This window comes from Methanohalophilus sp. (assembly GCF_030156785.1).
GTDB lineage: Archaea > Halobacteriota > Methanosarcinia > Methanosarcinales > Methanosarcinaceae > Methanohalophilus.
Genome location: NZ_JASGLW010000009.1, coordinates 14640 through 28223, shown reverse-complemented (window position 1 = coordinate 28223; position 13584 = coordinate 14640). Strand labels below are relative to the sequence as shown.

Sequence of the window (13584 nt, the reverse complement as noted above, 5' to 3'; positions counted from 1 at the left end):
CCGTAATTTGTGCGGGTATTAGAGAGAAATAAGTTTTGCGTCAATAATGCCGTCAATATGCCTTATTTTCTCCAAAATATCTTCTGTCAATTCAGAATCAACATTTAATGCCATAATAGTCTTTTCACCAATTGGTACACGACCTACCTGCATCCCGGAAATATTGATATTATTTTCACCAAGGACAATACAACATGGCCCAATGACATTCGGTCTGTTGATATGTGTGGAAACAACCATGTAACCAGTAGGAGCCAGATCAACTCTTTGCCCGTCTATCATGATAATTCTTGGTTCACCTGCCACAACAGCACCGGTAATTGATTTTGAGACTGAATCCTGGCTGAGCTTAATTTTAATACTTGATGCATATTCCTCAGACTTCTCAGACTTGGTCTCAACAACCTCAATATCCCGACTCTTTGCAATTGCAGGAGCATTTACATAATTGACAGAAGAACCCATTATGGTTCCAAGAATACCTTTCAGTGCGGCAAGTGTAAGATAACGGCAATCCTTTTCAGCAATATCCCCGTTATAGTATATCTCAACTTTTCCATAATTACCATCCATTAGCTGCGACACTGCACTACCAAGGGTTTCTGCAAGATTAATGTAAGGTGTGAGAACTGACGCGAGTTCCGGCTTCAGGGGTGGAATATTAATGGTATTGCGTGCCTGACCTCCACTTAAAACGGATATAACTTCCTCTGCAACTGCAACCGCAACGTTTACTTGTGCTTCTTCGGTGGAGGCACCAAGGTGAGGGGTCACAACCACATTATCAAAGTTTATGAAGGGACAATCCGTAGGTGGTTCACTCGTGAAAACGTCCACTGCAGCACCGGCAATCATTCCACTTTTTAGTGCATCTGCGAGGGCGTCCTCATTAATTATACCTCCCCGGGCACAATTGATAACCCTTGCAGTCGGTTTCATCAATGCAAACTGATCTGCATCAAGAATGTTTCTTGTCTCCTTTGTGAGGGGAGTATGAACGGTAATGAAATCTGCACGTTTTGCAATATCATCCACGGTGGTAAGTTCAACACCCAATTCTTTTGCGCGATCTTCGGTGATGAAAGGATCATAAGCCAAGATGTTCATTTCAAGACCCTGAGCCCTTTTTGCAACTTCAGCACCTATACGGCCTAGTCCAATTATACCAAGGGTTTTTCCGTTGACTTCAACACCCATGAACTTCTTACGCTCCCATTTCCCTGCCTTAAGGGAAGCATCTGCGCGGGGTATGTTGCGTGCCATGGAAAGCATCATAGCAATAGTATGTTCTGCTGCTGAAAGCATGTTTCCTTCGGGGGCATTTACAACAATAATACCTTTTTCAGTTGCTGCTTCCACATCAATATTGTCAACACCTACCCCCGCACGGCCAATAATCTTTAGATTATCGGCAGCATGGATCACCCGGGCGGTTAACTGCGTACCACTGCGGATTACAATGGCATCGAATTCGCCTATTTTCTCAACCAATTCGTCTTCGGAAAGACCTGTTGAAATCTCAACATCAAAATGCTCTTTGAGTATTGAAATACCTTCTTCAGATAATGAATCGCTGACCAGCACCTTCATGATAAAAGTCTCCATAATATGATGTGATACACCGGTGAAGTTTATGGATAGTCCCGGTGAACACTGACTTTAGATTGAACCATCCAATAAATATATCTAACCACTAACAAACCGAATTATTTATCGCATTCCCTTGATTTCCCAAAATAAACACCTGTCATGCACATCATCCACTTGTAATGGAGTACAATATGTACAAAAACAGCAATTGTAAGCATTATAGACGTTCTGTTATGTATCAATGTCCACGTTGCTTTTGTCAGTCCCATATATACCTGATAGCGGCCCTGCGGAACGCCTGAAGGTATAAATAAGTACATATAAAAGCCTGTTATAGCCACTATTATAAAAAGAAGAAGGATTGCAATGTCAACCAGATAATTCAATTTTGCCCGGTTCACCATTTGCAACCCCCTAAAGACATTATTTAATATAGAGACCACACTTGCAGGAACCTGTGGTTTCAACGTCTCTCGCCCTTGCAGCACACGGACAAATGATCTTCTTGTCTTTTTCAACATCACCGGTTCTTTTCTGGCAGAAGCAATACCATTCACCGAACTCACGCTTGTTTTTTGCGATATTCTTAACAGCAGTGGAAATAATATCGTACTCGGTATTTAACCTGTATCCGGTAGTCTCTGCGTTCTTTTTGGAACGCTCATAAAACTCGGTTTCAAGGTCGTCATAAAATTGCATATTTATTCTCCGTTAAACAAAATGCGTTAATATCAATTTAATGTATCGTTAGATTCGCTTTTTGCAATTTCCGCAAGCCTTATGCCCAGTTCACGGCAAGCCTGCAAATCATCAGATGTCGGCCTGAACTTAATCTGAAAGGCATCTTCCATAAGTTCAACCTTGAATTTTTCAAGATTTTCTTCTATCTGCTTTGTGGCGCCACCGCCCCATCCGTATGAACCAAAGACGACTGCCTTTTTCCCTTTGGGATGAAGACCTTTAAGATAAGTCAAAAAGCCTCCAATTGTATAAAACATACTGTTGTGCATTGTAGGTGAACCCAAAGCAAAAACTGGTGTTTCCATCATTTCCTTAACCAGCAAACTCCAGTCATTCTTACGAAGATGGAACAGATGTGCCTCAACCCCAGTAAAGCGCACCCCCTCAACAATGGCACGTGCCATGAGTTCAGTGCTGCCCCACATGCTGTCGTAAATCACAAGAACCTTTGGAATCGTTTTCCCTGATGCCCAGTTAATATAAGCATTAATTATCTTATCCGGAGAACTGCGCCAAATAACACCATGCGAAGGTGCAATCATGTCGATGGGAATATCAAGTTTATGTAACAATTCCACGTACTTGAGGATTCTTGATCCAAAAGGCATGAGGATATTGGCGTAATAGATTTCCGCCTCTTCTATGGCATCCGGTCCTACTTCATCATCAAAGCGATGGGATGTTGCCAGATGTTGTCCAAATGCATCGTTGGAAAAAAGGATTTTTTCTTCCTTGAGGTACGTCTGCATGTTGTCCGGCCAATGAAGCATCACTGTTTCAATGAACATAAGGGTCCTTTTCCCGATGCAAATTTCCGAACCTGTAGTTACGGTTTCAAAATTCCACTCCCCACAACCCTCCTCTTCATAATATCCAAAAAGACCGCTTTTGCCCCTTTCTGTTGTAATAACAGTAGCATTCTGACATATTTTCATAATTGCCGGAAGGGAACTCGAGTGATCCCTTTCAACATGATTGGATACCACATAATCAATCTTTGAGGGATCAATAATCCTACCGATATTCTCAATCAACTCATCAGCAAACTGATCCTTTACAGTATCAATAAGGGTTACCTTTTCGTCCACTATCAGATAAGCGTTGTATGTACCGCCACGAGGAGTTTCATACCCATGAAAATCACGCAGGTTCCAGTCAATAACACCTACCCAATAGACACCTTCTGCCAACTCAAGAGGATCATTAATAGTATTCACAAACTTGCCCTCCACAAATTATGTCTGCATCCTAAACTGGGTTGATTCGCTGAGAAGCCCGTCTATGAGTTCATAGTGACCGCGTTCAACCATTGAAAGTTTCTCAAAGAACTCTTTTTGCTGCGGGTCATCAGTCCTTTTTGCAAGTACTGCATAGAAATCCTCACTTTTTCTTTCAAAGCGCAGAGCAGCAAGGAGAATACCGACTTCTTCCATCCTTTCACCTGAAAACTCTTCAGACAGGGTTTTTGTTAAATTCGGTATTGCAGAAACCGTAACTTCCATATTGTTTTCCTTGAGGAAATTGCGTAGGTATTCGGCATGCTTAATTTCTTCCTCTGCAAGGAAATTGAACATTTCCTGAATAGCTACTTCTTTAGTGGCTTCTGCTTTTTCAAGATAAAAGTCGCGGCCCTGATCCTCAAGAGAGATGGCCATTTCAACAGCTTCTTCAATTGAGTTCAGATTTTCAATTTCTCCTATAACATCTTCCAACATATTCATTGTTTTAACTCCAAAATAAACACTCTATTAAAGCGAAGTTAATTAAAATTTACCAACATGCAACTTTTCAGAAACTGGCTTCCTTATTGGCTTTTCAGGGAACTCGGCAGGATAACCAAATGGAATTACTGATGCAATTTCAAATCCTTCCGGTAATCCGAGCAAATCCTTGATTTTTCCGCCATGAAAAGTTAATGTAACCGCACCTAAACCCAATGATGTGGCAGCAAGAAGCATATTTTCCACACATGCATAAGTAGAACTTAATGCTTCATTTCCCAATTCATTGTTATAGCAAACAACAATTACAACAGGAGCGGTTTTAAGAGCTTCTTTCTGTGGTGGCACTTTTTGCCGCATTGAAACAAGCTCATCCTTTACACGCCCCTCTCTTATCAATATGAATTCCCATGGCTCACGATTAAAAGCATTTGGAGCCTGTGTCCCTGCATAAAGAATTTTGTCAAGAGCGTCATCAGGGAGATCCTCATCAGTAAATTTTCGAATACTAGTCCGCTTTTTAATTGCCTCAAGGACTTCCATACTACCCCCACACCGAAACTGGTTTTATATTAGGATCTTGTGTATGTCAATGCTTAAATAGGTTTTCAGAGAGAATATGAAAAATAAACGTATTATCTCACCTGATAATTTAACTTATAAAGTGGCATCCAAACAGTGCTTCTAAAAAGACAATGCAACAATATGTAAAATGATTAAACATAGAAAAACAGTACTTTCTAAATCCGAGGAAAATAAAAGTAGGGGATACTTTTTCATAAATACGTTTTTGGGATATTATCATTTTCAAATCTTCTCTTGATCATGCCCTGAATGTATTTGATTTTTTACATATTGTGCACCCATGAGCCATTGCTTTTTATTGCACTCATTATGGTCACACCGATTGAGAATTGTAGAAGACTGCAGTTTAAATTCACATCCTTCGCAAGCAAGAGTAATCTTATATATCTATGCTATCGGAAGGGCTGTATTATTCCCATTTGTTATGCGGTTTGCCTTGTATACAAGAAACTACATTTTTCAGCTTTTGATGGTTAGAAAGTTATTTGAAAAAAATCGAAATGGATACTGGACATCATATCTCAGAAATATTTTTATTGTTGGCTATCTACGTTATAGTCTGTTAATTAAATAATGATTAATTATATATGACATATACAGCAATTTACTGCATTCATATTAAAAGGAGGAAGTGCTATAGATAAAATAAAAATCGCAATTGCAGGAATAGGCAACTGCGCAAGCTCCCTCATTCAGGGCATGGAATATTATAAGGATAAAACTGAAAATGATTCTATCGGTCTCATGCACTGGGACATAGGAGGATACAAGCCCTCAGATATCGAAGTTGTAGCTGCTTTTGACATTGATAAAAGAAAAGTGGGAAAGGACATATCTGAAGCTATTTTTGCAGAACCAAACTGTACTACCGTTTTCTGTTCGGATATCCCAAAAAAAGGCGTAAAAGTGACTATGGGGAATGTGCTTGATGGTGTCTCCGAACATATGAAGGATTATGACGACAAATATAAGTTTATAATCAGCGATGAGAATAATTCCACAAAAGAAGACATTGTAAAAATCCTCAAAGAATCTGGAGCAGAGATGCTTCTCAATTACATGCCTGTGGGATCCGAAAAAGCCTCACGTTTCTATGCAGAATGTGCTCTTGAAGCTAATATTGGATTTATTAACAATATGCCTGTTTTTATTGCAAGCAATCCCGAATGGGCAGAGAAATTTGCTGAAAAAGGACTACCAATCATTGGTGATGATATTAAGGCTCAGCTTGGTGCCACAATTACTCACAGGACACTGGCTGACTTATTCCGCAAACGTGGTGTCAAACTTGAAAGAACATATCAGCTTAATACCGGCGGCAATACAGACTTCCTCAATATGCTTAACCGCAGCAGACTCTCTTCAAAAAAGACATCCAAGACAGAAGCCGTCCAGTCGGTTCTGGATGAAAGACTGCCAGATGAAAATATACACGTTGGACCAAGTGACTATGTCCCATGGCAAAAAGACAACAAAGTCTGCTTCCTCCGGATGGAAGGCAAACTATTCGGCGACGTGCCCATGAACCTCGAACTCCGCCTTTCAGTAGAAGATTCACCTAACTCTGCTGGAGTTGTTATTGATGCAATTCGCTGCTGCAAGCTGGCACTCCAAAGAAAGACCGGTGGAATTCTTTATTCTCCATCTGCTTACTTTATGAAACATCCCCCTCAGCAATATGCGGATGACGATGCCTTCAGGATGACAAATGAGTTCATTGAAGGCACCAGGGAGCGATAAGCTGTTACAAGGGGATGGTCCTCTTTTGTTCAGAAGTGGATTTTTGTGGCGCAAAAGATGCAAGCCATAAAGTCTGGATAAGCCATGGGGTTTAATTCCATGGCTTTTTTTAATTTATAATATGTACTTCACTTGAAGAAAAGATATAAGGCTTATTCAAGCCCTACGAGTTTGTAAATATCATTCGGGCTTTTCAGAACAGTAATGTTTTCCATCTCTGCCAGCTTTTCTGAATTCCGAACATCCACTTCACGCATTTTGAGCTTCATTTCCTTCCCGTTTGGAGCGTAGGTAGTAACTTCTCCCCTAAACTGATCAACCGGCAGGATATAGATAGGGGTCTGCCCTTTTGCAGTCTGTGCAACAACATTGGTCACAAGTGTATCGGCAATCCCATGGACTATTTTAGCAACACTGTTTGCTGTAGCAGGTGCAATTATTAGTGCATCATAATGACCAACCTGTAATGGACCGGCAATGAAAGGTGAATTTGGGCCGGCATCTGTCTTAAAGTTTGGGAAGTCATGCTGAATACTATCCCACATCCTGTACCATTTCATGACGGTTTCCCCTTCTTTTGAAAGAAAAACCATAAATTCTATATCTGTTCTTTTGCTGATATCTACCATTATCTCATAGGTTTCCTTAATCAGGTCACCCGAACCCGTAATTCCCCATGCAATTCGTTTCATACACAATCCCTCCTGATTATTAATATCCTGCAAATAATTCAATTTTCATCATTGATTTTGGCACGTGCATTTCATCCAGAAGTTCCTTTACGGATTTAATCATCCCTGGAGGCCCGCAAAGATAGAATACTCTTTCCATATAATCTGGGATTTCTTTTAATATCATGCTTTCGCAAATATGCTCCCTGTGACCCTTCCAGCTTTCATCTGCCCTTGTAAGAGTATGAACCACACGAAGATGAGGATTCCTGGATTCCATTTCTTCAAGTTCAGCGCGGAAAGCAATGTCGTCTTCCGTTTTATTGCTTGCAATGAGAACAATATCGGAAGGAATTTTTTTAGCAGTGCAATATTTACAAATGCTAATCATGGGAGTTATCCCGATTCCACCGCTTATCAAAGCTATTTTGTCATATTCACCGTCAAAAGTCAAATTCCCGTAAGGTCCTTCAATTGTGAAAGAATCACCTATCTCCAGAGAGTTAAGAGCATTGGAAAACTCATGCCCTGTTAGTTTTTTTGTAAACTCAAGGAAATCATCCAATGGGCTACTGGAAATCGTTAAAGGTTTTTTCAGGATATTTCCATCTGCACAAACTGAAACCATTATGTATTGCCCTGCCAGGTAATAAAACCCTTCCGGTTTGTTGAAACGGAAGGTCTTCACATCATGGGTTTGAGTGATAACATCAATGAGGGTTGCATCAAATTTCATCAAATACCTCATTTTGTAATACATTTAAAGTTCTGAGCCAAAGTAACCATTTTGTTCACGGTTTTCCTGAGACTGCGCAGTCCTTCATCGTCCTCGGAAACCCCCTGAGCACCTTTATCCCGCGACCAGATAGTTCCTCCAAGATTTGAGCCAAATGAACCCCCTGAAACCGGAATCATTTCACTTATAACATAGAAGTTAAGGATAGTCTGGATGGCCGGTTCCTGTCCTCCTATGCGATCACCGCCAACCGCAAGAGCAGAACCTACCTTGTTATGGAATGACTTTGGATCCTTTGCCACAACAGCACGACATCGATCCATGATGGTCTTGGTCTGCGCACTCAGAGTACCCTGATAAACAGGAGTCCCGATAATCCATGCGTCTGCCCATAACATCATGTCGTAAAGGGAAACAATATCATCTTTGTGAATGCAACCCTGCCTTGTCTTTATACAATGATCACAATGGATACAGAATTTTAGATCCTTTCCGCTTGCAGAAAAATATTGGGTTTCTGCACCAAACTTTTCTTCGGCATGCTGAAGAGCATATTTTACTGCATAATCAGTGGACTTTCTGCGGGGACTTCCCGAAATCCCCAGAATTTTTATTGGTTCTCGATCCGACATGGTAGTATCCCTTATTTTGCTGCAACTTTATCCTGTACCTCTTAAAGTTTAGTTTTTCATCTTTAAATATCTATTTCCCGTAAGCCAGTTTTTATCATGATCAAACTGCACTGCAACTACCAATCTCATTAAATTAGGAGAAATAGTATTTATATTTTGAAACAACCTCATATATCTGGTAAATTACAAAACAAATAATATTAACAAATAATATTAGTATCATATATGTATTATATAATTATTTTAATAATTTGTTTATTTCTGTAATAGATAATTATACGATATTTTTATCTACCACCTGTGCATCATTCCTGCATTATCATTGGAGGAATAATGGTAAATTTGCAGACTGGCTCAATACGTAAGGCAACAATCAATGATGTTGAATCAATCAAGAATCTCATTAACGGATATGCCAAAAAAGAAATGATGCTCCCACGTTCTCTGGGAGAACTATATGAATGCATACGGAACTTTTATGTATATGAGAAAAATGGCGAAGTTTTAGGTTGCTGCGCTTTGCAGGTGGTCTGGGAAGATCTTGGTGAAATACTATCATTTGCGGTCGCATCTGATCACAGGAATGAAGGCATCGGTTCCCTTCTGCTTCAGGCAACTATTGAAGACGGAAAAGCATTATGTATTCGAAAAGTTTTCACTTTGACATACGTCCCGGAATTTTTTGAGAAAAAAGGCTTTAAGCGTATTAGTAAAAGGGAGCTTCCTCACAAAGTATGGGTTGGATGCATTAAGTGCCCGAAATTCCCGGATTGTAATGAAGTGGCTCTCTCAAGGGACATTTGATATCGGACTTTGGCTTACGAGGAATTATATGAAAGTCAGGCTGCGGGATTTTCTTATTACAGATGAGAATTTCATTTTTGCGGTAGTAGATTATTTCCATCCCCAACATGGTATTCGCTCTATTTTGAGATATGTTCCTGATAAGGAAGGGGATAGAATTAGGTATGATACCAGATTCAGAAAATGTGATTTTGATGTTGCTTTTAATTTCATGCACAATGTTCATCCTGAATGGGTTGACGATGTTCACATTGTTCCCGAGAACCACATCAGAGAGATTTTACATCCTCCGGACAGGATAGCTGAATTGGCAATATCAGATAAACGGATCTTCCACATTGTGGATGTCCTTAAAAGAGCTGATATTCCATTATCCATGATGGGAGTTACCGGTTCCTTGCTACCGGGTTTACAGAATGATAAATCTGATATTGATTTTGTAGTTTATGGAAATGCTTGGTTCCGTGCAAGGGATGCAATTGAAAAAGCAAAGGCAGACCCTGATATTCCAATCAAACCACTTGATGAAAGCATGTGGCAAAGAATCTACGCAAAACGAATGCCTGAGCTCTCCTACGAAGAATTTGTTGCACATGAACTTCGGAAAGGAAACCGAGGTATGGTGGACGGGACTTATTTTGACCTTCTTTTCGTAAGGAACTGGGATCAAATCCATAATCCTCTTCTTCGTGGAAAGGATGGTGATGTTATGCAGATTGAAGCGCTGGTCACAGATGCGACCTTTGCATTTGACAATCCCGCATTTTACAAAATAGAGCACGATGAAATTGATCACATTCTTTCTTACACTCATACTTATTCGGGTCAGGCAACTGAAGGTGAAATTATTCAGGCAAGAGGAATAGTTGAAGATCTGGGGGATAAAAAAAGACTTGTGATAGGTACGTCGCGGGAGCCAAAAGGTGAATGGATGCGCTCCCTGACATTGCTTGAAGAAAAGAATCTCCTGTAATCAGCCTCCCCCTGTGAACTGCCTGACTGCATTCAGATCATGTGCTTCCGCTTCTTCTTCCAGATGTTTCAAGTATTCCTTGACATCCTTGGTTGTAGCTTCTTTTTCGTGCTCAATGGTAGCTTCTTCAGTTGTAAGTATGAGTGTTTCGGGTTTGTAGTAAAGGTTTGTAGTATCGAGTAAAACCCAGACGCCTTCGCCATCTTCCATTATTTCGGCTGCTTTTCCCAATGTCCCAGTTTTAAGGTATTTTAGCTTAGCTCCGAGTTCAATAGGTTCATCATTTGCATCCCACACATCTGGACTTTCTCCCATTACAAAACCCTCTGATTATCTCTGTGCTATTTCGTTTTTCAGATCGCCAAATTCTGCAACCCTTTCCGCGAATGCATTGTGGCGGTGTATACTTTCCTCGTTAATTTGTTTGATTGTGATGATTGCGTCATCAGGAAGATAGCCAAATTTATTAACAATATTCTGGGCCATTGTACGAACGCAATCTTCAACAAATTTTGGATTTCTGTGAGCGCTTTCCACAACAAATGCTTCATCTTCACGCTTCAAAAGTTCAAAGATACTTGAACTCAGGGATTTCTCAATGATTGTAATTATTTCATCAAGTGAGACTTTAACGTCTCCACGCGTCTTTATTGAAATAATTCCACGCCCTCGCTGATTATGTGTTGGCATGGGCATTGTTTTCAGGAATTTGGAAATTCTATCTGGATCAACTTCCAACTCCTTAAGAATTTTTGCTGCTTTTTCACGCATAATTTCCTGGGCGCATGGGCAGGCGGTTATACCCAAAACCTCGGAACCGATTAGTTTTTCCACATCAATTGAGTCATCTTTGTTACGCATTGCAATAGCTTCTGCAAAAATATCCACTACTTCCTGGCACTCCATCTTTTTCACAGGAGATTCCCTTTTTATCACATATTCACTTTTCATGCGAACTTCTGCCTGTGTGGCATATTCATGCCGTGTAAGAAGGTTTTTTGCAACATCACTACAAAGTTCTTCAATTTCATAAACTGGTAGATTTACAGCTTTTTCAAGGACTTCATCAATTGCCTCAAAGTTTCTGGAAAGGTTTGCACCTTTCCTATCTGAAGGTAGATCCACAAAAATGTCAAAAATGGAGATAAGCACAATGGGACGTTTGTCCTTTCTTTTTATTTCTACGAGTTTTTTGACATCAGTCACACCGACACGGGTGAGGTTGATAGGGATCTTTGGTTTGGTTGCCTGAACGTCAGGTAATTCTAGTACTGGAAGTTCCATAATAATTAACCTCACAATAATATGAGAAATAAAGAAACTATAATTGAAATATGTTCATTACATGTAAAGTTTTCCCGCCAAAAGTGAACCAGTGGCAGGAAAATTATATTTTAAGATGTTATAAATCTTCATTTTTTTGTTTTTTTTGAAATCATTACCCTTAGGCAACATTCAAAGAAAAATATTTATACTTTATACGAGCAACACTAATAATAACCGGCAACGGTAAACAAGGTGATCGGATGACTAACACGAGGAATTTTGTATTAAGGGATGAAGAGGGTAACGAGCATGGAGTGTTTACTGGAAAGCAGCCACGTCAAGCTGCATTGAAAGTTGCAAACCGTGGAAACGGTACCAAGAGCAAGCCACAGAAAATCATGCTTCGTGAAAGGGGTACCAAGAAGGTTCATGTATTCCTTGGATGGAAGGAAAAAGTTGCAGCTCCAAAGAACAAACCCGACTGGATGCCTGACACAATCAATAAACCATTTGTCAAGAAAGAGAAAATCATTAAACTTGATAAACTCTAAGTTTTTCAGTAAAATGGATTTGCGTTTATTATTTTTGGAAAGGATTTTGGTTTCCTTTCCATTTTTATAACTATACTTACACTTTTTGATGCCCTGTAGATATCTATTCCCTAACTCTAGATAAGCTGCTATAAATTTTATGGACCCATTTCATAACTCCATCTTGTCCTTTTTTCGGCTCTGTAGAAATCCTCACAAGAATACAAATGTAACCACAGAGTTCACAGAGGATTTTCTTCTTCTCTGTGTTCTCTGTGACCTGCACGCTTCACAGGCGTAGCAGGCACTCAACTCCGCAGGAGGTGAGTGTGCTCTGTGGTTCATATGTGAAGTATAGGTTTTCTACAAAGCCCTTTTTTCTAACATAACATCAATAATGCAATACCAAGAAATCCCCTGAAAAAGTAAATTGAAACTTTTCATATCCTGCTTGCTAATCTTCTAAACCCCGCTTATCCCCAAAGTCCAGTATAAATCACTTAATAAGATAAGTAACATGCACGGACATTGAAATAGTTGATTCCCCAGGCATAATCGGGGTGGAACTTTCGACTTTCTCATCAAAAGCTGCTTCTGCTACATCGTAGTAAAAGCGGGGACTGAAACCATCACTAATAGATGATGTCTGTACACCAATTATTTTGACACCCAGACTATCAGCAAGCATCATGGCTTTTGAGGATGCGTCTGCTACTGCCTCTGTAATCAGTTCTTCACGAAGCTCCTTTTGCATTTTATCGGAGACTGAGAACGATACACTTCCTATCTGGTTCGCTCCGGCTGCTGTGGCCCTGTCCACAATATCGCTCAGAAGGTCAAGATCAGTAGTCGTGACCTCCACAGTATTGGAAGCAGAATAACCCTCTATTGTGCGCACACCATCGTAATTATAGACAGGATAAACAGAAACATAGGATGTCCTTATGTCCTTATCCTCCAGACCGAGACCTTTGAGTTCCTCCAAAACCGCCGTCATGACATCTGCATTTTTTGCAGATGCTGCTGTGGAAGTATCTGCTTCGATTACTACACCTATACTGATTGTTGCAGTATCGGGAACTACTTTTTGTTCGGCATAGCCATTCATCTGGATTGTATTTTCTGAAACTCCCTGCACAGAAGTGTTTGTACCTACAAACAAAGCTGCGGCCATTATAACAAGAGCTATTGACAGAGCAAATACAACATAGAGTAATTTGTTGTTTGAATTTTCTTGTACCATATCTTACACCTCATATATTTTATTGAGTTATACTAGACGCCACAAGCTTATATTCTTGCCTTAAGCTACGAGTAAGATTGAAGTTATCATTTGTTGGAAAAATACACTAAAAAGAAGAACTGCTGAATGTGATTTTAAGTAACCGATGCAACATAATGTGATATAGCACTCCGAGAATCTGCATACTGAGATTGCGCTGGAAAATGACATTGATAACCTTGTTTCTATCTATGTTGGATATATGGAAGTCCTTTCAATCAATCAGGCATTCAATAACCAGATGGCTTCACGACCTTTGACACATGATCTCCTGATAAATATCCTCCAGAGAACGTTATATCACCGTCGATAA

General features: G+C 39.9%; 17 protein-coding genes. 5 read left to right on the top strand and 12 right to left on the bottom strand.

What is annotated here, in order from left to right; all coding sequences use genetic code 11:
* Positions 1–18 precede the first annotated feature (18 nt).
* The 6 genes from serA to PWQ49_RS06115 form a co-directional block, all read right to left on the bottom strand.
* Positions 19–1590, bottom strand: a complete 1572-nt coding sequence (serA, locus tag PWQ49_RS06140; RefSeq protein ID WP_300609038.1) for a phosphoglycerate dehydrogenase — start codon at positions 1588–1590, stop codon at positions 19–21.
* 116 nt (positions 1591–1706) lie between these two features.
* Positions 1707–1994: a DUF4405 domain-containing protein gene (locus tag PWQ49_RS06135; protein WP_300609036.1), complete on the bottom strand. Its 288-nt coding sequence runs from the start codon at positions 1992–1994 to the stop codon at positions 1707–1709.
* Between the two features lie 19 nt (positions 1995–2013).
* Positions 2014–2289 (bottom strand): ferredoxin-thioredoxin reductase catalytic domain-containing protein, encoded by a 276-nt coding sequence (locus PWQ49_RS06130; RefSeq protein ID WP_300609034.1) that lies wholly within the window; start codon positions 2287–2289, stop codon positions 2014–2016.
* Positions 2290–2321: 32 nt separating this feature from the next.
* Entirely contained in the window at positions 2322–3548 is a 1227-nt protein-coding gene (locus PWQ49_RS06125; protein ID WP_300609033.1) for an FprA family A-type flavoprotein, read from the bottom strand.
* Between the two features lie 18 nt (positions 3549–3566).
* Positions 3567–4052 carry a ferritin family protein gene (locus PWQ49_RS06120; protein ID WP_300609031.1) on the bottom strand — a complete coding sequence of 162 codons (486 nt, stop codon included), beginning with the start codon at positions 4050–4052 and terminating at the stop codon, positions 3567–3569.
* A gap of 42 nt (positions 4053–4094) precedes the next feature.
* Entirely contained in the window at positions 4095–4595 is a 501-nt protein-coding gene (locus PWQ49_RS06115; protein WP_300609029.1) for a nitroreductase family protein, read from the bottom strand.
* A 678-nt stretch (positions 4596–5273) separates the two neighbouring features.
* Here PWQ49_RS06115 and PWQ49_RS06110 point away from each other — a divergent pair.
* The gene (locus PWQ49_RS06110; RefSeq protein WP_300609147.1) at positions 5274–6377 is read left to right on the top strand and encodes an inositol-3-phosphate synthase; all 1104 of its coding nucleotides are present in this window, start codon (positions 5274–5276) and stop codon (positions 6375–6377) included.
* Positions 6378–6529: 152 nt separating this feature from the next.
* On the opposite strand, the gene afpA is transcribed toward PWQ49_RS06110, so the two are convergent.
* The 3 genes from afpA to PWQ49_RS06095 are packed head-to-tail and all read right to left on the bottom strand — an operon-like array spanning position 6530 to position 8416.
* Positions 6530–7069 (bottom strand): archaeoflavoprotein AfpA, encoded by a 540-nt coding sequence (afpA, locus tag PWQ49_RS06105; protein ID WP_300609027.1) that lies wholly within the window; start codon positions 7067–7069, stop codon positions 6530–6532.
* Positions 7070–7088: 19 nt separating this feature from the next.
* Positions 7089–7784: an FAD-dependent oxidoreductase gene (locus PWQ49_RS06100; protein ID WP_300609025.1), complete on the bottom strand. Its 696-nt coding sequence runs from the start codon at positions 7782–7784 to the stop codon at positions 7089–7091.
* An 8-nt stretch (positions 7785–7792) separates the two neighbouring features.
* Positions 7793–8416: a flavodoxin family protein gene (locus PWQ49_RS06095; protein ID WP_300609023.1), complete on the bottom strand. Its 624-nt coding sequence runs from the start codon at positions 8414–8416 to the stop codon at positions 7793–7795.
* 333 nt (positions 8417–8749) lie between these two features.
* On the opposite strand from PWQ49_RS06095, the gene PWQ49_RS06090 reads away from it, so the two are divergent.
* A complete protein-coding gene (locus PWQ49_RS06090) occupies positions 8750–9220 on the top strand; it encodes an N-acetyltransferase (protein ID WP_300609021.1) in 471 nt (156 codons plus the stop codon).
* Between the two features lie 28 nt (positions 9221–9248).
* A complete protein-coding gene (locus PWQ49_RS06085) occupies positions 9249–10193 on the top strand; it encodes a DNA polymerase subunit beta (RefSeq protein WP_300609019.1) in 945 nt (314 codons plus the stop codon).
* Here PWQ49_RS06085 and PWQ49_RS06080 read toward each other — a convergent pair whose 3' ends face one another.
* Together PWQ49_RS06080 and mptA are read right to left on the bottom strand one after the other, a co-directional pair.
* Complete coding sequence (locus tag PWQ49_RS06080; RefSeq protein WP_300609017.1) at positions 10194–10508, bottom strand: DUF2098 family protein; 315 nt, start codon at positions 10506–10508, stop codon at positions 10194–10196.
* 15 nt (positions 10509–10523) lie between these two features.
* Positions 10524–11477 carry a GTP cyclohydrolase MptA gene (mptA, locus tag PWQ49_RS06075; RefSeq protein ID WP_300609015.1) on the bottom strand — a complete coding sequence of 318 codons (954 nt, stop codon included), beginning with the start codon at positions 11475–11477 and terminating at the stop codon, positions 10524–10526.
* A 242-nt stretch (positions 11478–11719) separates the two neighbouring features.
* Here mptA and PWQ49_RS06070 point away from each other — a divergent pair, with 242 nt between their 5' ends.
* Entirely contained in the window at positions 11720–12010 is a 291-nt protein-coding gene (locus tag PWQ49_RS06070) for a non-histone chromosomal MC1 family protein (protein ID WP_300609013.1), read from the top strand.
* Between the two features lie 475 nt (positions 12011–12485).
* Here the strand turns inward: PWQ49_RS06070 and PWQ49_RS06065 are convergent, their stop codons facing one another.
* On the bottom strand, positions 12486–13232 hold the full coding sequence (locus PWQ49_RS06065; protein ID WP_300609011.1) for an SIMPL domain-containing protein: 747 nt from the start codon (positions 13230–13232) through the stop codon (positions 12486–12488).
* A 178-nt stretch (positions 13233–13410) separates the two neighbouring features.
* On the opposite strand from PWQ49_RS06065, the gene PWQ49_RS08335 reads away from it, so the two are divergent.
* Entirely contained in the window at positions 13411–13584 is a 174-nt protein-coding gene (locus tag PWQ49_RS08335; protein WP_363321825.1) for a bifunctional nuclease domain-containing protein, read from the top strand.